The sequence below is a fragment of the Streptomyces sp. NPDC051909 genome, assembly GCF_040681095.1.
GTDB lineage: Bacteria > Actinomycetota > Actinomycetes > Streptomycetales > Streptomycetaceae > Streptomyces.
Map to the genome: position 1 here is coordinate 338,316 of NZ_JBFAYA010000004.1, position 25,595 is coordinate 363,910.

Annotated in this window: 18 protein-coding genes and 1 pseudogene; 6 read left to right on the plus strand and 13 right to left on the minus strand. The window is 71.1% G+C overall.

The features are described from left to right. Nucleotides 1-51 precede the first annotated feature (51 nt). The 11 genes from AB0M18_RS09055 to AB0M18_RS09105 form a co-directional block, all read right to left on the minus strand. A complete protein-coding gene (locus AB0M18_RS09055) occupies nt 52-3,045 on the minus strand; it encodes a carbohydrate binding domain-containing protein (RefSeq protein ID WP_365756153.1) in 2,994 nt (997 codons plus the stop codon). Nucleotides 3,046-3,134: 89 nt separating this feature from the next. After that, the gene (locus AB0M18_RS09060) at nt 3,135-5,501 is read right to left on the minus strand and encodes an isoamylase (RefSeq protein WP_365756154.1); all 2,367 of its coding nucleotides are present in this window, start codon (nt 5,499-5,501) and stop codon (nt 3,135-3,137) included. A 307-nt stretch (nt 5,502-5,808) separates the two neighbouring features. After that, nucleotides 5,809-6,747 carry a penicillin-insensitive murein endopeptidase gene (locus AB0M18_RS09065; RefSeq protein ID WP_365756155.1) on the minus strand — a complete coding sequence of 313 codons (939 nt, stop codon included), beginning with the start codon at nt 6,745-6,747 and terminating at the stop codon, nt 5,809-5,811. Nucleotides 6,748-6,757: 10 nt separating this feature from the next. After that, a complete protein-coding gene (locus AB0M18_RS09070; protein ID WP_365756156.1) occupies nt 6,758-8,509 on the minus strand; it encodes a glycoside hydrolase domain-containing protein in 1,752 nt (583 codons plus the stop codon). Between the two features lie 197 nt (nt 8,510-8,706). Beyond that, the gene (locus AB0M18_RS09075) at nt 8,707-9,441 is read right to left on the minus strand and encodes a D-Ala-D-Ala carboxypeptidase family metallohydrolase (RefSeq protein WP_365756157.1); all 735 of its coding nucleotides are present in this window, start codon (nt 9,439-9,441) and stop codon (nt 8,707-8,709) included. Nucleotides 9,442-9,599: 158 nt separating this feature from the next. Next, a complete protein-coding gene (locus AB0M18_RS09080) occupies nt 9,600-11,507 on the minus strand; it encodes an NAD-binding protein (protein WP_365756158.1) in 1,908 nt (635 codons plus the stop codon). A 36-nt stretch (nt 11,508-11,543) separates the two neighbouring features. Beyond that, on the minus strand, nt 11,544-12,317 hold the full coding sequence (locus AB0M18_RS09085) for a hypothetical protein (RefSeq protein WP_365756159.1): 774 nt from the start codon (nt 12,315-12,317) through the stop codon (nt 11,544-11,546). Continuing rightward, nucleotides 12,314-12,853, minus strand: a complete 540-nt coding sequence (locus tag AB0M18_RS09090; RefSeq protein WP_365756160.1) for a hypothetical protein — start codon at nt 12,851-12,853, stop codon at nt 12,314-12,316. Before AB0M18_RS09090 ends, AB0M18_RS09085 begins: the two co-directional genes overlap by 4 nt. A 20-nt stretch (nt 12,854-12,873) precedes the next feature. Beyond that, on the minus strand, nt 12,874-14,304 hold the full coding sequence (locus AB0M18_RS09095) for an SPFH domain-containing protein (RefSeq protein WP_365756161.1): 1,431 nt from the start codon (nt 14,302-14,304) through the stop codon (nt 12,874-12,876). A gap of 64 nt (nt 14,305-14,368) precedes the next feature. Next, complete coding sequence (locus AB0M18_RS09100) at nt 14,369-14,875, minus strand: hypothetical protein (protein WP_365756162.1); 507 nt, start codon at nt 14,873-14,875, stop codon at nt 14,369-14,371. Between the two features lie 227 nt (nt 14,876-15,102). Further along, nucleotides 15,103-16,257 (minus strand): site-2 protease family protein, encoded by a 1,155-nt coding sequence (locus AB0M18_RS09105; RefSeq protein ID WP_365756163.1) that lies wholly within the window; start codon nt 16,255-16,257, stop codon nt 15,103-15,105. Nucleotides 16,258-16,920: 663 nt separating this feature from the next. Here AB0M18_RS09105 and AB0M18_RS09110 point away from each other — a divergent pair. Next, nucleotides 16,921-19,432 (plus strand): annotated as a pseudogene (locus tag AB0M18_RS09110) (sensor histidine kinase KdpD). Nucleotides 19,433-19,474: 42 nt separating this feature from the next. Beyond that, nucleotides 19,475-19,696 (plus strand): hypothetical protein, encoded by a 222-nt coding sequence (locus AB0M18_RS09115; RefSeq protein ID WP_365756164.1) that lies wholly within the window; start codon nt 19,475-19,477, stop codon nt 19,694-19,696. Between the two features lie 121 nt (nt 19,697-19,817). Here AB0M18_RS09115 and AB0M18_RS09120 read toward each other — a convergent pair whose 3' ends face one another. Further along, a complete protein-coding gene (locus AB0M18_RS09120; protein ID WP_365756165.1) occupies nt 19,818-20,228 on the minus strand; it encodes a RidA family protein in 411 nt (136 codons plus the stop codon). 77 nt (nt 20,229-20,305) lie between these two features. Between AB0M18_RS09120 and AB0M18_RS09125 the strand changes: the two genes are divergently transcribed. Then, complete coding sequence (locus AB0M18_RS09125) at nt 20,306-20,680, plus strand: helix-turn-helix domain-containing protein (RefSeq protein WP_365756166.1); 375 nt, start codon at nt 20,306-20,308, stop codon at nt 20,678-20,680. A gap of 87 nt (nt 20,681-20,767) precedes the next feature. Here AB0M18_RS09125 and AB0M18_RS09130 read toward each other — a convergent pair whose 3' ends face one another. After that, the gene (locus tag AB0M18_RS09130) at nt 20,768-21,397 is read right to left on the minus strand and encodes a cysteine/serine endopeptidase inhibitor (protein ID WP_365756167.1); all 630 of its coding nucleotides are present in this window, start codon (nt 21,395-21,397) and stop codon (nt 20,768-20,770) included. A 600-nt stretch (nt 21,398-21,997) separates the two neighbouring features. On the opposite strand from AB0M18_RS09130, the gene AB0M18_RS09135 reads away from it, so the two are divergent. The 3 genes from AB0M18_RS09135 (at nt 21,998) to AB0M18_RS09145 (ending at nt 25,582) form a co-directional block, all read left to right on the plus strand. Further along, the gene (locus tag AB0M18_RS09135; protein ID WP_365756168.1) at nt 21,998-23,671 is read left to right on the plus strand and encodes a carbohydrate binding domain-containing protein; all 1,674 of its coding nucleotides are present in this window, start codon (nt 21,998-22,000) and stop codon (nt 23,669-23,671) included. Nucleotides 23,672-23,774: 103 nt separating this feature from the next. Next, the gene (locus tag AB0M18_RS09140; RefSeq protein ID WP_365756169.1) at nt 23,775-24,665 is read left to right on the plus strand and encodes a carbohydrate-binding protein; all 891 of its coding nucleotides are present in this window, start codon (nt 23,775-23,777) and stop codon (nt 24,663-24,665) included. Between the two features lie 143 nt (nt 24,666-24,808). Beyond that, entirely contained in the window at nt 24,809-25,582 is a 774-nt protein-coding gene (locus AB0M18_RS09145) for an AfsR/SARP family transcriptional regulator (RefSeq protein ID WP_365756170.1), read from the plus strand. Nucleotides 25,583-25,595 lie beyond the last annotated feature (13 nt).

Genomic DNA, 25,595 nt, shown 5'->3' on the forward strand with positions numbered 1-25,595 from the left:
CCATGCCGTCGGGCGGCGGAGAAGGCGCCGCCCGAGCCGCCCGGTACCCCGCTACCTCAGGTACGGCCCGTCCGCGCCGACCTTGCCCGGGGCGTTGTTGCCGCCGCCGAGGTCGAGGACGTAGACGCGCAGGTTGCCCTTGCCGGGGGAGCCGACACCGAGGCTGCCGTTGGTGACGGTCTTGACGTCACCGGTCACGGCGTCCTTGTACGTGCCGTTGGGGATGCCGCTGAAGGTGGCGCCGTCGGTGACGGCGACGAGTGCGAAGCTGTCCACGCCGCTCGCCGTGTCGGTGTAGCGGCGCTTGAAGGCCATGCTTCCCGAGACGCCCTCGGTGGAGTACTGGCCCATCTGCAGGGCGGGGATCGCCCGGCGGATCTGGTTGAGGCGCTGGAGGTGCTTGACCAGGGGCTGCTGGAGGGTGGTGGCCACGGTGCCGGTCGCACCGGAGACTGTCGAGAAGCCGCTGGCCGTGACGTCGCCGGCGATCTTGTCGCCGTAGTACGCGCGGCCCGTGGTGGCCAGCGGGCAGGTGGGCCCGCAGTCGATCTGCCTTCCGGCCTGGAACTCGATCTCCGAGCCGTAGTAGAGGGTCGGGATGCCGCGGAAGGTCCACATCAGCGCCATGTTCTCGGCCCAGGCGTCGGTGCCGCCGCTGTAGCGCGTGCTGGACTTGTTCGGGCCGTAGTCGTGGCTGTCGACGTAGACGACGTTGTACGTGGCGTCGTTGGTGGAGTCGTCGGAGTCCTTGCCGTTGTTGAAGGCGTTGGAGGCGTAGCCGAAGTTGTTGTGCATGCGCATGTCGATGATGTTCATGCCGCTGAACCGGCTGTGGTCCGGGGCGTGGTAGCTGTTGCCGTTCAGGAAGGCGTTGTTCGAGGTGGGCTGGCCCGCCGGGCCGAGCTGCTGCTCGTAGGCGTACATCTCCAGCGCCGCCGTGGCGTCGTCGAGCGCGTACTCCTTGCGTTCCTTCCAGGTGAAGAACTGGGCGGAGTGGTTGACCGAGCCGTGGTTCCACTTGTCGTTGACGAAGGCGGCGACCTCGCCGAAGACGAAGAAGTTCTTCGCGGCCTCGGCCCCGAACCTGCTCGTGACCCGTTCCTGGATGGCGGGCAGGAAGCGGCGGTTCCAGGTGGTGCGCGGGATGTGGACGGCGGTGTCGACGCGGAAGCCGTCGACGCCCATGTCGATGTACTTGTTGTAGGCGCCGATCAGGTGGTTCTGGACCGGGGTGCTCTCGGTGTCGAAGTCGGCCAGGTCCTCGTGGATCCAGCAGGAGCGGGAGTCCTCGCCCTCCCAGTTGCCCAGCCAGCACTGGTGGTAATACGCGGCCGGGAACATCTTCGAGGTGGGGCTGGGCCACTGGCAGTTGTAGATCGTGTAGCCCTCGGCGCTCTTGGCACCGGTCGGCACACCCCAGTTGAGGCAGGTATTGCCGGCGGGCTCCGCCGTCGACCACAGGTCGCCGTTGTAGTACGACTTCCCCGACACCGGATCGACGGTCAGGCCGTCGTACTCGAAGCCGTCCTGCCTCTGGTCGTAGTACCAGCTCCACTGGGAGTCGCGCACGCCGTACACCTTCGGTGTGAACAGGCCCTTGGCGCCCCAGCGGGAGGAGTGGTTGTAGACGACGTCCTGGTAGATCTTCATGCCCTTGGCGTGGGCGGCGTTGATCAGGTCCTGGTAGGAGGCGCCGGCGGACTCCAGCCGGGGGTCGACTCGGTAGAAGTCGTAGCCGTGGTAGCCGTGGTAGTCGTAGTCGGAGCGGTTGAGCACCACCGGGGTGATCCACACGGCGGAGAAGCCGAGCGCCTTGATGTAGTCGAGCTTCTGGACGAGGCCCTTGAAGTCGCCCCGGAACATGGGGTCGTCGTTCGCCGCGTTGCCGGACTTCACGTGCTGGCTGCCGCCCCGGTTGTTGGCGGCGTCGCCGTCGTTGAAGCGGGCGGTGAGGACGAAGTAGATCGGGTCCTTGCGCGGGTCACCGCCGAGCGGGGTGCCGGCGGCGGGCGGCGGCGGGGCGTCGCCCGTGGTGGCGCACTGCTGCGCGCTCGCGGCGGAGAGGTTGCCCGCCGCGTCCAGGGCCTTCGCGGTCCAGCAGTAGGAGGTACGGGCCTCCAGGCCGCTGACGGACAGGACGGTCGAGGCGGTGTCGGCGACCGAGGTGCCCTGGCTGCCGCCGGTGCGGGTGACCTGGTAGCCGGTGACGCCGACGTTGTCGGTGGACGCCTCCCAGGTCAGCACCGCGGAGGTGTTCGTGACGCTCGCGGCCAGACCCGTGGGCACGGACGGAGCGGTGGTGTCCGGTGTGACGGCCGCGCAGGGATCGGCGGCGTTCGCCTGCACGACCCGGTCCCTGACCGTGGAGTTCCCGGCCCCCAGCTGGTAGTTGGCGCCGTTGTTGTTGTCCCAGGTGCCGGAGCCGTTGTTGAACGTCGCCTGCCAGGTGGTGGCCGTGCCGAGGTCGACGGTCTTCTTCACCCAGCCGGAGCAGGCCGGTTCCATGCCGACGCCGGGGACGGTGGTCCAGTTGCCGCCGGCGGGCGCCCAGTGCAGGTTGACGGTGGGCCAGCCGACGGTGGTGGTCGAGTACCAGACGGTCGCCGCGTCGCCCTGCGGGGGCTGCGTCGAGCCGCACGGGTCGCTGTGGGCGACGGTTCCGCCTTGGACGGTGATCGTCCCTGTCCCCAGCTGGTAGTTGGCGCCGTTGTTGTTGTCCCAGGTGCCGCTGCCGTTGTTGAACGTCGCCTGCCAGGTGGTGGCCGTGCCGAGGTCGACGGTCAGCTTGACCCAGTCCGTGCAGGCGGCGGCCATCCGCGTGCCGGGGACGGTGGTCCAGCTGCCGCCGGCGGGCGCCCAGTGGAGGTAGTACGCCGACCAGTTCCGGGTCGGTGTGTGGTAGTAGACGGTGGCCGAGTTGCCCCCGGCGGCGACGGCGCTGGGCGCGGTCATGCCGGGGAGCAGGGTGACGAGCAGTCCGAGCAGGACGGCGAGGACGCCGGCCGACAGGGGCGAGCGCCTCTTTCCGGGCGGGTGATGGGTCATGGTGGGGGAACTCCCTGGACGCGCGGGCGGGTGGTACGGGGCCGGTGGCATGAGCCGAGGGGGCCGGAGGAGCCTCTTGGCGGGGCGGGCTACTTGGCGATGAGGACGAGCGTGGCGCGGCCGTGGAGGCGGTAGACCGTGCCGGCGCCGCCGATCAGGGATTCGGTGCCCGGCTGGGCGAACTGGTCGGCGCCTTCGGCCCAGGTGGAGGTGTCGGTGACGCGGTACCAGTTCTTGCCGGCGCCGGGGGAGGGGAGGGTGAAGTCGACGTCGCCGGACCAGCCGTTGTAGCCGACGTAGAGGGCGCTGTTCGGGTCGCCGAGTTCGGTGCCGTCGTAGCGCCAGGCCAGGGCGTGGTTGTTCGCGTTGCCCCAGTAGGCGCCGTCGGGCGCGGTCCCCGCCGGGGTGAACCAGTCCAGCTGTCCCATGCCGTTGGCGTTGCCGTCGGAGGCGCTGTAGAAGTTCGCCGGGCGCAGGGCGGGGTGGGCCTTGCGGAAGGCGATGAGACGCTGGGCGTAGCTGCGGAAGGTGCTCTGGTCGGCGCTCCAGGAGGTGGTGAGCCAGTTGGCGGAGGAGTCGAGGTTGTAGGGGTTGTTGTTGCACTGGAGCGAGCGCAGGTACTCGTCTCCGCCGGTCATCATCGGGACGCCGGCCGACAGCATGAGCAGGGCGAGGCCGTTGCGGGCGGCCTTGCGCTGGTCGGCGGCGTTGCCGCCCTGGTCCCAGGAGATGTTGTAGTCGGATCCGCCGTCGGACGGCCCGTACGGCCATGCCTGGCCGTTGTTCTTGCCGTTGCAGGAGTACAGGTCCTTGAGGGTGAATCCGTCGTGTGCCACCACGAAGTTGACGGAGGCGGCGGGCTTGCGGCCGGCCGCCTGGTACAGGTCGGAGGAGCCGGCGAAGCGGGTGGCGAGGTCGGTGGGGGTGACGTTCTCGCTGCCCATGGCGTTCTGGTCACGGCGCACGGTGTCGCGGAACTTGTCGTTCCATTCGGACCAGCCGGAGGGGAAGTTGCCGACCTGGTAGGTGCCGGCGCCCAGGGCCCAGGGCTCGGCGATCCAGTCGGTGCCCGTGCCGCCCGCTGCGGGGCGGGCGGGCATCAGCGCGGTGATGCGGTTGAGCGCGGTGTCCGGGTCGGTCCGGCTGTACTGGAAGCAGCCGTGCTGGCAGGTGTTGCCGAGCACGGGGGCGAGGTCGAAGCGGAAGCCGTCGACGCCGAGGGTGTCCTTCCAGTGCGCGAGCGAGTCGGTGATCAGGGCGCGCGTGACGGGGTTGTAGGTGTTGAGATTGCCGTTGACACCGGTGTTGTCCCAGGACGCCTGCATGTCGCCGGTCAGCGAGTAGTAGGTGGGGTTGTCCAGGCCGCGCATGTTGAACAGGCTGTAGGTGTTCTTGTCGCCGGCGTTCCACGGGCCGCCCTCGGCGGCGTGGTTGTAGACCACGTCCGTGAGGACCTTGATCCCGGCGTCGTGGTAGGCCTTCACCATCTCCTTGAACTCGCGCGTCGGTCCGCCGGCGCTCTTGTCGGCCGCGTAACGGCGGTCCGGCGCGAAGAAGTTGAGCGTCTCGTAGCCCCAGTAGTTGTCACCCGCGGTGCCGGTCGGGTCGACGTCGTCGGTGTCGTTCTGGGTCTCCTGCACGGGCAGGAACTCCACCGCGGTCACGCCGAGGGCGGCGAGGTCGGCGGCCTTGAGCCCGGCGCCCTTGTACGTGCCCCGGTAGGCCGCCGGTATGGCGGGATCGCTCTTGGTCAGGCCCCTGACGTGCACCTCGTAGACGATGTCGTCCTTCAGCGCGCGCGTCGGCTTGCTGCCGGTGCTCGTCGTGTCGGCCGCGAGGACGATGCCCTTGGGCGCCTGCGCGCCGTTGTCCACCGCGCGGTACGAGGGGCCCGTGCCGTACACGGTCTTCGACGGGCCACCCGGAGTGAGCGGGTCGTGGCTGAGCTCCAGGGCGTACGGGTCGGTCAGCAGCTTGTTCGGGTTGAACCGGTTGCCCGCGCTGTCCACGTCCGAGACGAAACCGGCGCTGGATCCCTTGGTCCACGCCGCGGCGTAGGGCCAGTTCGGGCCCCAGGCGCGGTACCCGTAGTGGATCGCGCCGGTGATGCCGTACTGCTGCCGGATCGTGGTGACCGGAACGGTCACGGACCAGACCCCGGTCGCGGAGTCCAGGGTCAGGGGGATCCGGGCGGCCTCCTGAACGCCGGTCGCCGCCGCATACAGGTAGAGCTCGACGCGGGTGGCACGGGAGGAGTGGATCCGGAACTCCACGTTGGCGCCGGACGCGTCGTAGCGGGCGCCGAGCGGGCCGCCCGCAGCGGCCGCCGCGGGCGTGGCGAACGGACCGGGCGCGATCGGTGCGGCAAGGGCGGCGGCGACGGCCAGGACCGCGGTCGCGGTGCGTATCCCGCGACGGTGGGCTGTCCGCTGGAGGGCACGGGTGAGCGAAGACACGGCGGCTCCCGAAGGCAGGCAGGGGCAGTCCCCGGCACCTGTCCCTGGTGCCGTGACTGAAAGTGGTTGCTGAATCTTGCGGAAAAGTAGTGCAACCTTGGATCGCCGTAAAGAGTCTGCGCACGGTCGGAGACCGGGGAATCCGGTTGCGCGCGGGAGACCCGTCCCCGCCTGGTACGCGAAACGCGGCAGCGCCGCCGCGGCCGGAGCCGAGCAGCACTGCCGCGCCGATGCATGCGTCGCGTACGCGGCCCCGGTCGTCGGGGCCGTGGTCGAAGGTCGCCGCCCAGCCGGCGCAGACCCGCGGTTACCGGTAGCGGATGTGCAGGTGGTTGTCGTGGTTCGGGTAGCTGGTGGTCAGCCCTTCCGAGATCAGCTGCGGATCGTTGAAGAAGATCAGCTCGACGTGACCGGGGGCCTTCGCCCGGATCTCCTGCACGAGCCGGCGGGTGGCGGCGCGGTCGTACGTCCCCGACTGCCAGGTGATGCGCCCCGCGGTGCACTGCGCCGAGTCGGTGCGGATCGGCCACACGTCGATGTCCATGCCGACTTCGTGGCTGGCGTGGCCGGGGATGTCCCCACCGTGCTCGAAGCCCGCGTCACCGACGGGCAGTCTGCCGTTGCCGGTGGTGGCGAACACGGCGGCGGCCGCCTCCAGCTGCCCGACGGCGCCCGCGGTCGCCCAGTGCGCGTCGGCGTTCCCGTCGGGGCTCTGCGCGCACATCGTTCCGGTGCCGAAAGAGATGTTCTCGTAGTGCCAGAGCAGGTTCTTCCACGCGGCCGGTCCGACGACGCCGTCCGCGCCGAGCCCGGCATGGGACTGGAAGGTGCGGACGGCGGAGTCGGTACCGGGGCCGAACGCGCCGTCGACCGCGAGACCGGACCCCCGCTTGGCGTTCAGCAACGACTGGACGGCCTTCACCGCCGGCCCGTTGTCGCCTTGGCGTACGGTGAGGGCGAGCGCGCTCCAGGTGGCGGACCCGACGATGCCGTCCGCGGTGAGGCCCTTGGCCTGCTGGAAGCCCACCACCGCGCTGCGCGTGCCCGAGCCGAAGACGCCGTCGACCGCCACGGCACGGCCGTGCGCGGCGAGCAGGTGCTGGAGCGCGACGACGTCGGAGCCCCGGTTGCCGCTGCTCACCAGCGGGAAGGCGGCCTGGGAGAAGGCCTGCGCGGGGACGCCGAGGCCGAAGAGCAGGCCCGCGACCGCGGCGAACAGTGTGATGATCCTTGCGAGTCGTCTCATGGTCTGTTCCTCACTTTCCCGACTGGAGGGCGCCCCAGGTGCCGGACCCGACGATGCCGTCGGCGGTCAGCCCGCGGGAGGACTGGTAGTCGCGCACGGCCTGATCGGTGCCCGGGCCGAAGACGCCGTCGATGGCCACCGTCCGGCCGAGCGCGGCGGTCAGGGCACGCTGGAGCCGGGTGACGGCCTCTCCCGTCGAGCCGTTCTGGACGGTGGGGGTGGAGCCGCGGGACAGCAGGGCCGTCCAGGTCTTCGGACCGATCACGCCGTCCGCGGTGAGCCCCCTGCTGGTCTGGAAGTTCTTGGCGGCGGTGGTCGTGGCGGGACCGAAGACGCCGTCCGGGGAGCCCGGGTCGTATCCGGCCGCCTTCAGCAGGCACTGGGCCGCCTTGACCTGGTCGCCGGTCGAGCCGCTCTGGACGGTGGGGTACGAGGCGAAGTCGAGGTTCGCTCCGGAACAGGTGGGCGCGGGCGGGGTGCCGGTGCCCACGTCCAGGTAGTCGCGGTCGATGTTGATCGAGTAGCCGCCGTACGACTCGGTGACCTCGCCGACGTACTGGTGGATCCGCTGGTGGCCGGCCCAGTACGTGGAGGGCACGTAGGAGCCGGTGCCGGTGTCGGCGGCGCCGTTCCACCACGCGTAGAAGATGTGGTCGACCCGCGTGTACGCGCTGTTGTCGTACTCGCTCGCGGCGTCCTTGATGCCGGAGGCGGCGCTGGAGTAGAAGCCCGACAGATAGCCGCTGCTGTGCAGGCGCTGGGTCCAGCCGGACAGGTACGACAGCACGGCGGCCTTGCAGGAGGCCGTGGAGGTGTAGGCCTCGATGTCGCTGTAGATCGCGCTGCCAGCCGGGATGCCGAGGCCCGACGCGGCGGTGACGGCGGCGGCCGCCGCGCTGACGCCCTGGGACCTGGCCGTGGCCGGGTCGGTGGACATCTTCAGCGAGTAGCCGGTGCACGGGGCCTGGCGGCCGACGTCGATGGGGATGAGCCGCCATCCGTTGCCGGTCTGGCTGCTCACCCAGCTCGCGGTCAGATTCGGCTGCGCGCAGCCGCGGAAGGAGCCGCTGATGTAGACACCGACCGCGCTGTACGGCGAGTTCGCCTGCCAGGCGTTCATGGCGGCCCCCGAGGGTGCGGCGCAGGCGTCGAAGCCCTTGCCCAGGTAGCTGCCGGGCTGCGGCCCGGCCGCGGCCAGGGGAGTGGCCTCGGTCCGCTGGGCGGCACGGGGCAGTTCGGTGCGGCCGGCGCTCACGGTGAGCTCGGCCGAGCCGAGAACGCCGCGCACCAGGCTCTCGGTCTCCGGGGTGTGGGCGGCGGTGACGAGCACACCGGCGTCCTCGACCGCGATCTGGATGGTGTCGTTGCTGGACACGGCGGTCGGGGCGGTGGCCTGGCCGTGCCGGGCCCGCGCGGTCGCCGCCGTCGCCCGGGCGGCGGAGCGGGCGGTGAGGGGCTCCACGACGATGCCCGCCGTGCGGCCCACGAGGTGTGCGGGGCAGTCGTTCTCCTCGGCGGGTTCACCGAGGTAGACGGCGGGTCTGTCGAAGCGGAGACAGGCGCGGGGGTTCGCGGTCAGATCGACGACCTGCCAGTCGGCGGGCACCTCGACGCGGTAGCCGTGGTAGCTGACGGTCTGTCGGCCGGTCTCGGGCGGGGAGGCCGCCGCGGCGGAGCCGGGAACGGCGAACGCGCCGATTCCGGCGAGCACCGCCAGCAGGGTGGTTCCGGCGCGGGCACGCCAGGGGGTGCGGGACGACATCAGGGCACTCCTACTCGGATGCGGGGAGAGCGAGGGGGAGCGGCGCGGCAGGTCTGCTCCGTGCCGGGATGAGCGGTGGCCGCCCGCCGGTCGCCCGTGGCCGATGCCTCGCCGGACGCGCGCCTCGGGCGGTGCGGGTCCTCCTCCGGCCCGGCCCCGGCCCGGAGGAGGACTGCCGTGCGTGCCGTACGCGCTGTTCAGACGCCGCAGTTGGGCGCGGACCAGGAGCGGCTGGTGCGTCCGTCCACATGGGTGTGGTCGTTGTGGTCGGGGTAACCGGGGCCGAAGATCCCGCCGAAGCCGTGGTAGCGGGCCTGCTGCGCCAGCTTGCACAGCGACGGGCTGCCGGTCAGATCGGCGGCGTCGCCGTACAGGTGCCGGCTGTTCGAGGCGCCGCCCGCCGCGCTGTTGCAGGCGTACGAGCGGAATCCGCTGGACACGGTGATCGGCACGTCGCCCAGGGCGTGCCGCATGGCCTCCAGCTTCCACATCGTGCGCAGGCCGTTGGACTTGGCCGTCGCCGCGCTGACGGCGCCGCCGGACCAGTCCGAGTTGCACTTGTTCAGCTCGGCGTAGGTGAAGTGGATCGGCGTGCAGTCCGGGTCCTGCAGGGCGTAGATCTTGCTGAAGGTCTGGGGGCCCGCGACGCCGTCCGCGGACAGCCCGTACGCCTGCTGGAAGCGGGTCACCGCGGCCTTCGTGGCCGGGCCGAAGGAACCGTCGACGGCGATGACCTCGCCGTACGCGGCATGCCCGGCCACCCGGATCTGCAGCTGTGTCACGTCGGAGCCCGACATGCCCTGGGACAGGGTGCGGCCCCAGGTGTAGCACTCGTCGGCCTGGGCCGGGCCGGCCGTGGCCAGCACCCCGCCCATCGTGGCGGCCATGACCATGACAAGCGAAAGGATGAGTTGGATCACGCGCCGTGGCATCACGTCTCCGTCCGGATTCCTGGTCCCCGCCAGGGGGCTGAGGAGAGTGTGGCGTCCGGCAGCGAGCCGTGTCCACACCGTCACCGTCTGCCACAGGACCAGACCTCCGGCACAACCGGCTTGTAGGTAACGGTCGTTGCGGTGCCTGGTAGGCGCCGTCAGCCCTCCGAGGGTTCCCGGGGGCGCGCGGCGCTTGGCGCGGGGGTGCCGAGGAGTTCGGCGAGCCCACGGCGTGTGGTGGCGACGACGACCCGGTCCCCGGCTTGCAGGACGTGGCCGGGGTGGAGGTCCCACAGGAGCGAGGGGTGCTGGTCGTCGTGGCTCGAGTTGGCCAGGTCGGGTGAGCGGGACTCGGGCCTCGCGGTGTCGAGGGCGAGGACGCGCCAGGCGCCGGGACGGAAGGCTTCGGCGACGGTACGGCCTTCGAGCTGGGGGTGACCGGCGACCAGGAGCGCGGCGAAGAGCAGCACCTTGCGTTCCACGAAGATGGCGCCGAGGATCTGGCGGCCCATCATGGCTCCGGCGAAGGCCGGGGCGGCCAGGTGGGAGACGCTGCGGCTGCGGGTGACGGCGTGGGGGTGTGCGGAGCGCAGGGTGCGGTAGACGGCGGTGGCGACGTCGTCGTCGTAGAGCCGGAGCGCGACCCGGAGATCGTTCTTGAGCGCCCGGGCGGCCAGCGTGGCCTCCAGGTTGGTGGTGTCCGAGCTGGTGAGGGCGAGCAGGGCGTCCGCTCGACGTATGCGTGCCGCGTCGAGTACGCCGTCCTCCGTGACGTCACCGAGTACCACCGGCACGCCGAGGTCGCGGGCGAGCGGGATGCCCCGGGCGTCGGGGTCCTGTTCGACGCAGACGACGGGGATGCCGAGTTCGTGCAGACGGGCCAGGACACGGGCACCGATCTTGCCCAGGCCCAACAGCACGATGTGGCCCTGGAGCCCTCGGGGCGGGCGGCGCAGCGCACCGGTCGTGCGGAAGGTGCCGAGGGCCTCCAGCGCGCCGGCGACGAGCAGGGGCAGGAGGGCCAGGCCGACCAGCCCGGACAGGAGCTGGAGGACCTGCCGGGTGGTGGACTCCTCCAGCGCGGGATCGTTGATGGAGAACAGGTCGAGCAGCGTCAGATAGGCGGCATGCAAGGGGTCCGCGTCCGTGAGCACCGTGGTCGTGACCGTCAGCGCGACGACCGCGGCGAAGATGCCCGCGAGTGACCACCGCAGCCGGGCGGAGAACACCTCCCCGAGGGGAGCGCCCCGCCGGGCGAGCCGACGCGCGGGCAGAGCGGGGCCTTCGCGCCGCACCGCCTCCAGAACCACCGTGCCGCGCCCGGCGCTTCCCCGAACGGTCCGGTCGTCGGGAAGGAGTTCCGGCCCACGGGTGCCGCTCGCTTCCGAGCCGTCGGAGCCGGCCGGGTCGGCCGTGGTCGAGGTCAGCAGAGCCAGCGTGCACAGGCCGGGAACGGGCACTTCTCCCCGGCCGGGGGCCGGGCGCTCGGCGGCGCGCAGCAGCAGCCCGTCGGCCTGGACCACCTTGTTGGTGTCGGCGACGGCGGTGGCCGCCAACGCCGGAGCGGCGGTGTCGGCGTCGGAGAGCACGGTCGTGGACGCCTCCAGCACTGTCCGGTCGATACCGGGTGCGGCCACGAGGGCGGCCTGGTCGAGGAGCTCCTCCAGATGCTGGCCGAGCTTGCGGTTGTACATGCGGACCACGAGGCGCAGGCCGGGGCTCAGGCGCCGGGCGGCGAGCGCGGCCCGCAGGTTGGTCTCGTCGTCCTCGTAGAGCAGGGCCAGCGCGGTCGCGCGGTCGACTCCGGCGCGCAGCAACGCCTCCTTCGTGGGGGCCTGCGCTGTCACGAGCCGCACGGGCGCGACGGCGTCGTCGGACGACGAGTCCGCGGGCTGTCCCGCCGGCTGCGCCTCGACCTGGTCCGCCGGGACGACGAGGACGACCTGTTGCCGGTAGACCTCCCGCAGCTCGGCGGCCAGCCGGTGCGCGAGCCCGTCGTCGCCGCAGACCACCATGTGTTCACCGATGTATGACAGTGCGTCACCCTGGCGGGGCAGCCCGCTCATGTCTTCCCCCGTGGCGTCGAGATGTGGTGTGGTCGATCATCCCTCAGTCCGCTGCCGGCCGACGGCGCCACGGCGGGGTCCTTTGCGGAGGACACGCCGGCGGTGGGCCAGGAATGCGCCGGCCGCCGCGGCGGCGGGTGTCCAGAGGGTGAGGAACAGAGTGAGACTCGCGTCCTGGCTGCCCAGGGCGACCATCAGCACGAAGGTGTGAACGACCAGGCCGGTCGCCGCCCAGCCGGCGGCGGCGAGGGCGGGCGGATGCCCCCGCCGGGTGTGTTCGGGACAGCGGATCCACCACCACGCGGCGTACGCGCCGAGCGCTCCGGTCACGAGCAGCAGGATGCCGAATGCGACGGTGAGCAGGGAGTCGCCCACGGGGTGGTCGACGGTGCGCTGACCGCCTTCGCCGTCCGACAGTGCGACGATCTCGCCCCGCCATACCGTGCCCGTGACACCGTCGCCCGGGCGCACCCGCTTCAGGAACTCGCTGACACCATCGAATTTCACCGGAGCCGGGCCGGCTCCGGCCCCCGAGAGCCGGACCCGGCCGCCCGCGTTCTTGCCGTCGTGGATGGTGACCGACTCGACGGTGAAGGGGGCCGCCCGCAGGCAGTCGCGTGCGGACGTCACGCGGCATTCGGTGGCGGACAGGAAGGCCCGTTCGTTCGCCGATGCCTGGGGCAGCACGATGGTCAGCAGTACGGTTCCCGTGAGCAGGGCGAGGACTCCGCCGATGGCGACCAGGATGTTCTGGAGACGTCGTCTGACGGCGCTGTAGGGCTTGCCGTGCCGGGTACCCCTGCTCGTCACTCGCCGGCCCAGGCGTCGAGTTTCGCGAAGACAAGCGTCAGGCCTCCACCGCCGGCCGCGATGAGGCCGTACCCCGCGAAGAGCGACGTCTGCTCGTCCTTGCGCAGGGCTTCGTACGTGACCCGTGTGATCTCTGTCCGCTGCCGTCTCGGATCGGTGGTCTCCACGGCGAAGTACCGACCTTCTGCGGAGCCGGGGTTCACGAGGTGCGAGGGGGCGTTGTCCGTGCCGACGAACAACGCCGCCCCGGCCAGGCCCGCACCCGCCAGCAGGAGCCGGGTCGGGCGCGGGAGGGCGCGGAGGGCACGCCACTGGTTCGCCTTGGTCGTGAGGCCGTCCGTGCGCAGAGCGACGATGTTGCTGCGGACGATCGTCGCCACGTGGAGTGGTACGAGCAGGGCGATGCCGATGCCGAGCGCGATCCACTCGTCGCCGAGGGGCGGCAGGTGCGGCAGAGCGGTATACGTCGCGGCGAGCAGCCCTGCGAGAGAGAGGGCGAACTGCAGCCCCGCGTGGACCTTGAAGCTGGTTCTCAACGTGCCCCCTCCCCCTGCTTCTAGTCGGTGATCTCGACGGGCGTGCCCGGGCCGGCCGGGGCCGGAGCGGTCTCGGGTGCGGTCTTCTTCTGGGTGATGCCCTGGAGGAGCGAGGCGAGGTCGACCCCGGTGGCGGAGGAGAGCAGTTCCATGCCCTGGGCGACGTTGTCCGTGACCGTGCGGGTCAGCCGGCTCGCGCCGTCGGTGGAGATGACGGTCATCTTGTCGACGGCGGCGAGCGGCTCGGACGCCTTGGCGACGACCTGCGGAAGGACCTCGACGAGCATCTGCAGGACGGCGGCGTCGCCGTACTGGGCGAAGGCGTCGGCCTTCTTCTGCATGGCCTCGGCCTCGGCGGAACCCCTGGCGGCGATGGCGGCGGCCTGGGCCTCGCCCTCGATGCGTACGGCCTCGGCGAGCGCGGCGCGGTGGGCCTTCTCGCCCTCACCGGTCAGCCGGGAACGCTGGGCGTCGGCCTCGGCCTGCTTCACCAGCGCGATACGGCGGGCCTCCGCCTCCTGCTCGGCCTGGTAGCGGGCGGCGTCGGCGGGCTTGCGGACCTGCGTGTCGAGCTGGCGGTCGGTCAGCGCGGCCTGGCGGGCGGCGACCTTCTCCTGCTCGCTGAGGATGTCCTGCTGCCGCGCCGCCTCGGCGAGCGGCCCCGCGGCGTTGGCCTGGGCCGTCGCCTCGTCGGTCTGTGCCTTGATCTCGGCCTGCTTCAGGTGGAGGGTCCGCTGCGCGATCGCGATCTCCTCCTCCGCCTTCAGCCGGGCCTGCTCGGCGGCCCGCCGGGCGACGGCTTCGGCGATGTCGGCCTCCTGCTTGGCGCGGGCGGCCTCCGGCCGGCCCAGGTCCTCCAGGTAGGAGCCCTCGGTGGTGATGTCCTGGATCTGGAAGGCGTCGAGCACCAGGCCCTGCCCGGACAGGCTCGCCTCCGCCTCCTCGGCGACCTGGCCGGCGAACGCCGCGCGGTCGCGGATGATGTCCTCCACCGACATCCGGCCGACGATGGAGCGCAGCGCGCCCGACAGCACCTCCTGCGTGAAGCCGACGATGCCGTCCTGCTGCATCAGGAAGCGCTGGGCCGCCGCCCGGATCGAGTCCTCGGTGCCGCCGACCTTGACGATCGCGACACCCTCCAGGTTGGCCTTCACACCGCGCAGGGTGACGGCGCCGCGCACGGCGACCGGGATGTGCCGGCTGGACAGGTCGAGGCTGAACTTCTGCTGCACGAACGGCACGACGAACACGCCGCCGCCGACCACGACCTTCTGCCCGCTGTTGTCGGTGAACACGCGCCCGGTGGCCGGATCGGTGGCCTTCTTGCCGCGTCGGCCGGTGATGATGAACGCCTCGCTGGGACCGGCGACCTTGTACCGGGTGACGACGGCGAGGCCGAGCAGCACGACGAGGACGACGATGCCCACCACAGCGGTGAGGACAGGGCTCATGAGGAAACCCCCTTCGATCAGAATGAGAAGGACAGAACGTGGCTCCGGGCCCGCGTTCGACGGGTCAGCGTTCGACCGGGCGGACGCAGACGGAGGTCGGTGAGAGCACGGCTTCGACCCACACCTCGGTGCCACGCGTGACGGGAGTCGCGGCCTTCGCGGCGTACTTCACGGGCTGGCCCGCGAGATAGAGCAGGACCTCGCCGTAACCGCCCGCCGGGATCGCCGTGACCACCGAACCGCTCGTGCCGGTCAGATCCTCGCCACGCGGTGCGGGCGTCACGCCGTCACGCAGGAGCGCACGGCCGAAACGCCATGTCCCCCACCCGACGACAGCCCCCGCCACCACGCCCGCACCGCCGGCGATCCCCGCCCCGGTACCGAAGGCACCCATCGTGATCGCGCCCGTGAAGCCGACCGCGGACACGAAACCGGCGATCACCGGCAGCGACAGAAGCCCGTCCAGCCCCCCACCGAGCGAGTCGAGGATCCCCTCCAGCACCCCGTCGAAGACCAGGGACACGACGAGCAGGACAAGGCCCGCGATGCCGAGACCAAGAAACCAGCCCATCCAATCCACCTGCCCGTGCCTTGCTTCTCCCGTTGTCCACGCACGCTTTCACAGAACAGCACAGGCGTTCACTGCCGGACCCCGGCAGTCTTTATGCGTTCTTGATGCCGTCCGCCCACGGTCGCGCCCCAGTCGTCGGCGTCAAGCGCCCGGGCGAGGGCTTCACGCCGGTCAGCGAGCTGACGGGGGAACGGGCGAAGGCGGGTCCGGGCGTACGGGCTCTCCGTTCAGGTGTCCGTGTCCGTGTCCGTACCGCTGCTCGTGCCGCGGAGTGAGTGCCGCTGGACGAGCCGGGTGATGTCACGTGCGGTGATGATGCCTTCCAGGAGGCCGGCCTCGATGACGAGGATCCGCAGGCCGCTCCTGCTCGGGCGGGCCCTTTCGAGGACTTCTTCCAGGAGGTCGTCAGGCGTGCAGGTGGTGCACTGCGCGAGCGGGGACGCGATGTCACGTACGCGCGACGTCGTGCGCTGGGCCGCGGGGATCCTGGCGAGCCGCGACAGGTCGAGCAGGCCGCTGGGACGGCCTGCGAAGTCGAGCAGGGGCAGGGCGGAATGGCGGGCCCGCATCGCCACGTCGTCGACGCAGCGTTCCACGGTGAGCCAGTCGGGGCAGGTCTCCACCGGGCTCGACATGGCGTCGGCGGCTCGCACCCCGTGCAGGGCCGACGCCGTTCCCGCCTGGCGGTGTTCCGCGTTGGCGACGATCAGGACGAAGAAGCCGATGACCATCGACCACAGGCCGCCCGGGGCGCCGCGCAGGACGAGGATCCAGCCGCCCGCGATCAGCAGGAAGCCGAGCACCTGACCACTGCGCGCGGCTGCTCGCTCGGCCCGGTCCCGGTCTCCGGTACGCCACCAGATCACCGACTGCACGACACGGCCCCCGTCGAGCGGTGCGGCGGGCAGCAGGTTGAACACTCCCAGCAGGAGGTTCACCCACGCCAGCCACACCAGGACCGCCGCCGGCACGTCCCAGCCGAACAGCGCGTTCAGTCCGACGCCCGCGCCGAGCGCCGCGCCGCCGACGACAAGGCTGGTGAGCGGCCCGCCGACGGCCACCAGGAAGGCCGCGCCGGCCGTACGCGGCTTGCCCATCTGAGTCATCCCGCCCAGCGCCCAGAGGGTGACGTCCTGGACGGGGATGTCCTTCCTCCGGGCGATGACCGCGTGCGCGGCCTCATGAGCGAGCAGACTCCCGACGAGCAGCAGGGCTCCGACCAGCCCGGCCACCGTGTACACGGCGTTCGACCGGCCCGGCAGCCAGGCGGGAAGTGTCTGCGCTCCCAGGCCGTACCCGAAGAGGACCACGAGCAGCGGCACGGTCCAGTGGACGCGCAGCGGCACGCCGAGCAGTCGTCCGATGCGCACCGAGCCGTTCATCGCCGTCTCCCGTGGCTCAAGCAGGCGGCTCTCCGCCCGTCCCGCAGGCCTGTGGGGCGCTCACGGTGACCGGATCGAGTGCGGTGTCCGCCTACTCACAGTGTCGCAGGGTGTTCCAGCCGGTCCCTCGATGTCGGTGGTGGCCGGCCCGGCGGCGTCGAGTGCCTGCCGCAGCCCCTCCCCGGCGAGCCGCTTGAGGAGGGCCAGGGGGTCACCGGCGTATGGATCGCGTCAAGAGAGGTGATGGCCGCGTAAGGACGTCGTCAAGAAGGGTCGGGTTCACGCCAGGCATGGGGTCTTCTCGTCAACCCGGCCCGCACGGTGACAGCAGGAAGGCGGCCTACCGAATGACCCGGGTGTTGGTGGTCGAGGACGACCCTCAGCTGGTCAGAGCGCTCACGATCGACTTCCAGGCGCGCTCGTACGTGTCGCCGTCCGCCGCGGCCGCCCGTCCTCGTCGGGCGAGTCGGCGGACGCCGTCATCACCACGCCGGATTTCACCATCGACCTCGCGGCCGAGAAGGTCCGCTCAGCTACGGCGCAAACTGGAGAGGGATCCCTCCCATCCGCGCTACATCGCCACAGAACCCGGGTCGGGCTCGGGCTACCGCTTCGGAGGCTGAGCCTCCGACGCGCCGGTTGTCGACCAGAAAGATCACGCACATGGGACGCGGCAAGCTCCGGATCTACCTCGGCGCCGCACCGGGCGTCGGCAAGACGTACGCCATGCTCTCCGAAGGACATCGACGCGTCGAGCGCGGCACGGATGTCGTCGTCGCCTTCGTGGAACACCACAGCCGGCCCCGCACCGAGGTCATGCTGCACGGCCTGGAGCAGATTCCGCGCCGCACGATCGAGTACCGGGGTGCCACGTTCGCGGAGATGGACGTCGACGCCGTCCTGGCCCGCAGGCCGGCCGTGGCGCTCGTCGACGAACTCCCGCACACCAATGTGCCGGGCTGCCGCAATCCGAAGCGCTGGCAGGACATCGAAGAGCTCCTCGCGGCCGGGATCGACGTCGTCACCACGGCGAACATCCAGCACCTGGAGTCCCTCGGCGACGTCGTCGAGTCGATCACCGGGGTACGGCAGCAGGAGACCGTCCCCGACGAGGTGATCCGCCGGGCCGACCAGATCGAGCTGGTCGACATGTCTCCCGAGGCCCTGCGCAGACGCATGGCCCACGGCAACATCTACAAGCCCGACAAGATCGACGCGGCCCTGTCGAACTACTTCCGGCCCGGCAACCTGACCGCGCTGCGCGAGCTGGCACTGCTGTGGACCGCCGACCGGGTCGACGAATACCTGAACCAGTACCGCACCGACCACGAGGTCTCCACCATCTGGGGTTCGCGTGAGCGGATCGTGGTCGGCCTCACCGGCGGCCCGGAGGGCCGCCAGCTCATCCGCCGTGCGGCCCGGCTCGCCGAGAAGGGTGCCGGCGGCGAGGTCCTGGCCGTGTACATCGCCCGCAGCGACGGCCTCACCTCGGCCTCGCCGAAGGAGCTGGCGGTCCAGCGGACCCTCGTCGAAGACCTCGGCGGCACCTTCCACCACGTCATAGGCGACGACATTCCCACCGCGCTGCTCGCCTTCGCGCGCGGCGTCAACGCCACCCAGATCGTCCTCGGCGTCAGCCGCCGCCGCTCCTGGCAGTACGCGTTCGGCCCGGGTGTCAGCGCCACCGTCGCCCGTGAGTCGGGTCCGGACCTCGACGTCCACATGGTCACCCACGACGCCGTCGGCCGGGGCCGGGGCCTGTCCAAGCCGCGGCGGAGCCGACTCGGAGGGCCGCGCACCGTGGCGGGCTGGCTCGTCGGCGTGGCCGGCCCGCTGCTGCTCACCCTGGCGTTGACGTCGTTGAACGGCGGTCCTGGGCTCGCGAACGAGATGCTCCTGTTCATGGCGGTGAACGTCGCCGCCGCGCTCCTGGGCGGGATGTGGCCGGCGCTGGCGTCCGCCACGGTCAGTTCACTGCTGCTGAACTGGTACTTCACGCCACCCGTCCACACCTGGACGATCGCCGACCCCGAGAACATCGTCGCCTTCTTCGTCTTCTTCGCCGTCGCGGTCTCCGTGGCCTCGGTCGTCGGCCACGCGGCCCGCCGTACGCAACAGGCCGCGAGGCTGCGCGCGGAGTCCGAGACCCTGTCCCTCCTCGCGGGCAGTGTGCTGCGCGGCGAGACCAGCCTGGAAGCGATCCTCGAACGGGTACGGGAGACCTTCGCCATGGAATCGGTGGCCCTGCTGGAGCGGGAGAGCGAGGTCGACCCCTGGAAGTGCGCCGGGTACGTCGGAGGACGGCCCGTGGGCCGCCCGGAGGACGCGGACGTCGACATGCCCGTCGGCGACCACCTGGCGCTCGCCCTGACCGGCCGGGTCCTGCCCGCCGAGGACCGGCGTGTCCTCGGTGCCTTCGCAGCCCAGGCCGCGGTCGTCCTCGACCGGCAGCGGCTCGTCGGTCAGGCCGCGGAGGCCCGCAAGCTCGCCGAGGGCAACAAGATCCGCACCGCGCTCCTGGCGGCCGTCAGCCACGACCTGCGTACGCCCCTGGCCGGCATCAAGGCCTCGGTGACCTCGCTGCGCTCGCCGGACGTCGAATGGTCCGACGAGGACCGGGCCGAGCTGCTCGCCGGCATCGAGGAGGGGACGGACCGGCTCCCGGCTGCAGACGGGCACGGTCATGCCGCTGCTGCGCGAGACGGACCTGGACGAGGTCGTGCCGATGGCTCTGGGCGGCGTGCCGGTGGAGAGCGTCGAGCTGGACATCCCCGAGACGCTGCCCATGGTCGCCGTCGACCGGGGCCTGCTTGAGCGGGCCGTCGCCAACGTCGTCGAGAACGCCGTCAAGTACTGTCCCGAGAACATCCCGGTCCTCGTCGCGGCGAGCGCCATAGAGGACCGGGTCGAACTGCGCGTCGTGGACCGTGGACCCGGAGTCCCGGACGAGGCCAAGGAAGCGATCTTCGAACCCTTCCAGCGCTACGGGGACGCCCCGCGCGGCGCCGGTGTCGGCCTCGGGCTCGCGGTCGCCCGCGGTTTCGTGGAGGCCATGGGCGGGACCGTCACCGCCGAGGACACCCCGGGCGGCGGCCTGACGATGGTGATCGCCCTGCCGAAGGCGGCGGGGCACGACCTCGTGCGGCCCGCGCTGCCGGCGGAGACCACCACCTGACATCCGCCCGGGCGGAGGCCACTGTCGCCCGGCGCGCCGGCGGTGCCGACCGCCGGACACCTCGTCGGGCCGGTCGGCACCGCCGGTGAACTTCCGTCGCGCCGCCACCTCCTGACGTACCGTCAACCGCTGCGTGCGGCGCTCGTGTCCCTCGGTGAAGGCGTCCACGCCCTGCTCGCCGACTGCGACCGGGCGGACCTGGAACTCGTCGTCCGTGGCTCGCGACACGCCGAGTTCGCCGCCCTGCTCAGGCAGTGCCTCTGACCGGCCATGATCCTGCTACCGCACCGAGGAGCGCCGGGCATGCCCTGCGCACGGTCGGGGCGGAGGGCCGATTCCGCCGGCGTGGCCGATCGGTCCGGCCCTTTGGCGGCGGGCGCAGGGGTCAGTCGAGGAGTGCGGTCGCCTCGACCTCGACGAGGACGTCCGGCTCGAAGAGGTGGTCGACACCGATGAGGGAGGCCGGCGGCAGGGGAAGCCGGAGACCGATCTCATCGGCGACGGCCTCCACGCCGGCCATGAAGTCGCCGATCCTCTCGGGGCTCCACCGGGTCACGTAGAACGTCAGGCGCAGTACGTCTGCGAACGACGCCCCCGCGCCCGCCAGCCCGATCGCCGTGTTGCGCAGCGCTTGGGCGACCTGCCCGGCCAGATCGCCGGTCGCCACCGGAGTCCCGTCGGCCCGGCGCGCGACCTGGCCGCTGACGTGGACGTGCTTCGTCCCGGTGCCCACGGCGACGTGGTGGTAGGGGACCGGCTGCAGCATGCCTTCCGGGGTCAGGTACTGAACAGTCATGGGCTTCTCTCCTCCTGGGTAGGTATCTGTAAGCTACTTAGTAGGAGAAGGACACTTCAACGAGACCAGGTTTCGCCATGGATACCGACGACGAACTCCGCATCGACACCCCACACCGCGAACTGCTCGACCAGATCCTCGACAAGTGGTCGCTCAGCGTTCTCAACGAGCTCTGCGAACGCCCCTGCCGCTTCAACGAACTGCGCCGGGCCATCCCCCGGGTCACGCAGAAGTCGCTGACCGCGACACTGCGGCGACTCGAGCGCAACGGTGTGATCGAGCGCGAGGTCGTCTCCACCCGCCCCGTGGCGGTCAGCTACCGGATCACCCCCCTCGGCAAGACTCTTCGGCACCCCGTCGACGTGCTGCTGGCGTGGGCCGCGCAGAACATGCCCGCCATCGAACGCGCGCGCGAAGGCTTCGACGCGCGGGAGGAGGCGGCCGAGCTCTGACCTTTCGATCCTCGGAGCCGTGGCGTCCTGTGCCCAGCGGGCTTCCAGTACCCCGGAAGGAGACGTGGAAGCCCGCGCCCGGCCGGATCAGCAGGCGCCGTCGTCGCGCCACACCGCCCACGAGCTGGGGTCGTTCGGCACCGCGCCGGTGGAGTAGTAGGTCGCGGTGTACTTGTGGCCCGCGTACGAGACGACGTCACCCGGGACGTACGACGTGGTCGAGCTACAGGCGGCCGGGCAGGCCGAGCCGCCGCCCCCGCCGCCCCCGCCGCCGCCCCCGCCACCACCGTCGGTGGAGACGAACTTCCAGGTGATACCGCTGACGACACCGAGGTCGAGGTCGGCCAGCTTCTGGAAGGCGGTCTTGCTGAGGTCGATGTGCTCGGAACCGCACGACGGGCACTTGTCCTTGACCGGGACCGTGATCGTCCTGCCGTTGTAGGTGACCTGCACGGAGATGCCCTTGCACAGGTCGTCGTCGTTCGGGTTGGCGGCGGTCCACCACTGGTACGAGACCGCGACCAGGTCCTCGGCGGCGGCGTTGATGGCGGTGCCGCAGGCACCGGTGCCTGTGTCGTCGTACCAGGTCATCTTGCCCGTACGGGACTCGCCGATCGGGATCGCGGCGAAGGCGGGCCCGATGCCTGACGCCGTGAAGACCACGGCGCCGAGCAGGGCGGTGGCCCACAGACCTATGCGCTTCAGAGCGCGGTGCATGCGTCCTCCTGGACTCTCCGGTCCGAACCACGCGTCGGGAGACGCGTGTTGACGGACGCAGAGAACGACGGCGAGGCCGTCCCGGTCAACGCGCTCCGGTGCCGACGGCCGCGCTTCCGCTCGAGGAACGGCCCAGGGGCCGCGCGTCGGTCGCGGCGCCGTGGGCGCGTTTCCGGTGTGATCCCGACGCTCCGGCGTCACATCGAGGCAGATCAGCCGCCCTTGAGGGAACGCCGTGCGGCGGACCCCGCGTCCGGGCACGAATGGAATTCGAATGGAATCGCGCTACCGGTGTCTTCCGTTCGGCTGCCGCGGCCTCGGTGGCCGCAGGGTGGCACGCGGGGCGGGCGGGAGACCGTGAATCCCGTGCTCACCAGGGGGATCGCCGGTGCGACGGCAGGCCCGGCCGCCGTACGGGGCGCATGAACCGACGTTCGGCGACGAGTGGCGCGGCGGCAGCACGCCCCATGTCACGGCCTTGACCGACGAATTGGTCCAGGCCAGTGTGGGCGCGCACTCCGGGCCGGCCGGTCGCGACGCCACCGAGCGTTCGTGCGCGCCGGGCCCCTTCCCATCCCCCCGACTTCCTCTGGAGGTGCGGTGCGTACCCGTAATCGTGTGGTGGCGTCGCTGGGCGCGGCCCTGCTCGGCGCGGCGGCGGTGGTCGCCGTCCCCGGCTCGGCGCACGCCGCGAACCTGCTGACCAACCCGGGCTTCGAGTCCGGCAGCCTGTCCGGCTGGAGCTGCACCGGCGGCCTCGGCTCGATCGTGTCCAGCCCTGTGCACAGCGGGACCAAGGCCCTTGCCGGCGCGGCGAATTCGAGCGACAACGCCAAGTGCAGCCAGACCGTCTCCGTCCAGCCGAACACCACGTACACGTTGTCGGGCTGGGTCCGCGGCAACTACGTCTACCTGGGTGTGGAAGGCGGCTCGTCGACCTGGACGCCGTCGGCGTCCTCGTACACCCAGCTGACCTTCTCCTTCACCACGGGTTCGGCGCAGACCAGCGCGACGATCTACACGCACGGCTGGTACGGCCAGGGCACCTATTACGCCGACGACATCAGCCTCGACGGCCCCGGTGGCGGGGGCGGTGGCACCGACACGCAGGCGCCGAGCGCGCCGACGGGTCTGAACTCGACCGGGAAGACGTCCTCCAGTGTCTCGCTGGCCTGGAACGCCTCGACCGACAACGTGGGCGTGACCGGTTACGACGTCTACCGCGGTACCACCAAGGTGTCCACGGTCACCGGGACCGGCGCCACCGTGTCCGGGCTGTCCGCGAGCACCACGTACAGCTTCACCGTGAAGGCCCGTGACGCCGCCGGGAACGTGTCCGGCTCCTCCAACAGCGTCTCCGTCACCACCGACACCGGCGGAGGCGGCGGCACCGGCTTCAAGCAGGCCGCGCCCTACCTGTACCTCGGCTGGGGCGAGCCGCCGAGCGCGACCTCGGTGATGAGCGCGACCGGGATCAAGACCTTCACCATGGCCTTCATCCTCTCCTCCGGCGGCTGCAACCCGGCCTGGGACGGCAACCGTCCGCTGACCGGCGGCACCGACCAGTCCACCATCAACGCGATCCGCAACGCCGGCGGTGACATCGTCCCGTCGATCGGCGGCTGGCAGGGCAACAAGCTCGGCCCGAACTGCGCCACCGCCGCCGACCTCGCCGGCGCGTACCAGAAGGTCATCGACGCGTACGGGCTCAAGTCCATCGACGTCGACATCGAGAACACCGACGAGTTCGAGAACGCCGCCGTGCAGGACAAGATCCTCACCGCACTGAAGACGGTCAAGGCCGACAACCCCGGCCTGCGGACCATCCTCACCTTCGGCACCTCGACCACCGGACCCACCTACTGGGGCAACCGGCTCATCGAGCAGTCCAAGGCCCTGAACGCGAACATCGACGTGTTCACCATCATGCCCTTCGACTTCAACGGCGGCGCCGACATGTACGGCAACACGGTCAACGCCGCCAACGGGCTCAAGAACAAGCTGAAGTCGACCTTCGGCTGGGACGACGCCACCGCGTACGCCCACGTCGGCATCTCCGGCATGAACGGACTCTCCGACCAGCAGGAGACGACCTCGCCGTCGACCTGGACCCAGATCCGGGACTGGGCCAACACCAACCACATCGCGCGGCTCGCCTTCTGGTCCGTCAACCGCGACCGGCCGTGCCCCGGCGGCGGTGTGACCTCCAACTGCTCCGGCATCAGCCAGGACAACTGGCAGTTCACGAGGATCACGGCCGGCTTCACCGGCTAACGACCGCCGGGCCCGCCCCCCGAGCCGTCCCACTCGGGCCGGGCCCGGCTTCCACCGCACCGTCTCCCTGACGGTGGCTCACCCGCGTACGAGGAGGACTTCGATGGACAGACGCATGTTCCTGGCCGGCGGCGCGGCCGCCGGCGCCACCGCCGCCCTGGCGACGGCCGGTCTCTGGACGGCACGGCCCGCGCACGCCGCGGCGATCGGCTCGGGCTGGAGCGAGGTCGGCGGCGGCTACAAGGTCCACCAGCCGCCCAACATGACCCGGCACACCGTCGACAGCACCGGCCTGCACCGCTTCTGGCTCTACGACACCGATCCCAGCACCTTCCCCGGTCAGGACTCCGGGCCACGCAGCGAGCTTCGCTTCCTCGACGAGTACACCTCGGGTTCGGCGCAGTTCGAGTGCGACATGAAGATCACCTCGGGAGCGCACAACGTCTGCGTCCAGCAGGTCTTCGGCGGCGCCACCTCCGCCACGGCGTTCATGGCTCTGGCGATGAACACCGACAGCATCAACCGCTACGGCACGACACCGATCCACTCCCCGGTGTACGACCGGTGGATCCGCCTCAACGTCGTGCACGACGCCGGCGCGGGCAAGGTCTACGTCTACGTCAACGGCCAGTTGAAGAACACCTCCAACGACCACGGCGACAACACGCACTACTTCAAGTGCGGGATCTACGGCCGCGCCGGCATGTCCCCGTACTCGGAGGTGTACATCAAGAACATCCATCTCTATCGCAAGAGCGGCGGCGCCTCTCCGTCACCGACCCCGACGTCCACGGCGACCTCGTCCCCCAGCCCGACCCCGAGCCCGACCCCCACGTCGACGTCCACCCAGGCGCCCGCCTGGGCGCCCGGTGTCGCGTACCGCGTGGGCGACCGGGTGACCTACGCCGGGCTGCTCTACTCCTGCCTCCAGGCGCACACCTCCCAGACCACCTGGGAGCCGCCGAACACCCCCGCCCTCTGGCAGCGCGTCTGAGGCGCGCGTCTCACCACACGGAACGCACCATTCCCTCACGTCCTCGCGGGTCCTACCCTGAACGCTCATCTGCCACGCACGGGATGCGAAGGGGTGGGACGCGCACGTTGTCGCTCCGCTACGAATTACTGGGACCTGTAAGGGTGTTCGAAGGTTCGGGGGAGGTCGACACGGGTCCGGCGAAGCAGCGTGCGGTGCTCGCCATGCTGCTCTGCGCCGACGGGACCTACGTGGCCCGCCGGGACATCGTGCGGGGCGTCTGGGGAGGTTCCGCGCCCGCCACGGCGCCCCAGCTGGTGGTCACGTACGTGGCCCGGCTCCGCAAGGCTCTGGAGCCGGGCCGCGCGCACCGTTCCAGAGCCACCGTGCTGCTGTCGCGCGGCGACTCGTACGCCCTGCCGGCCGCGCCCGGGCACCTGGACGCACGCGAGTTCGAGGAGAGCCGGCACGCGGCCCGGAGACGGCGGGCCGAGGGCGATCTCGACGGATGCGCGCGGGAGCTGGAGCGCGGGCTCGCGCTGTGGCGCGGGCGGGCACTGGAGGGTGTCGTCGGCCCGCACGCCGAGCGGCAGCGGTGCCGGCTGGAGGAACTGCGGCTCGCCGCCCAGGAGGAGCGGCTCGCACTGCTCCTCGACCAGGGGCGGCACGACGAGACGGTGCCCGAACTGTCCTCGCTGGCCGCGGCGCACCCCTTCCGGGAGCGCATCCGCGCCCTGCTGATGCTCGCGCTCCACCGGGCCGACCGCCAGGCGGAGGCCCTCGCCGTCTTCCAGGACACCTGGCGCACCCTGGTGGAGCAGGCCGGTGTCGAACCGGGACACGAACTGCGCGACCTGCAACGGCGCATTCTGGAAGCCGACCCCGGGCTGCGGCCCGCGCGTGCGGACGCGCCGGTGACGGTGCGGGTGGTGACCTAGCAACTCCCGCCCG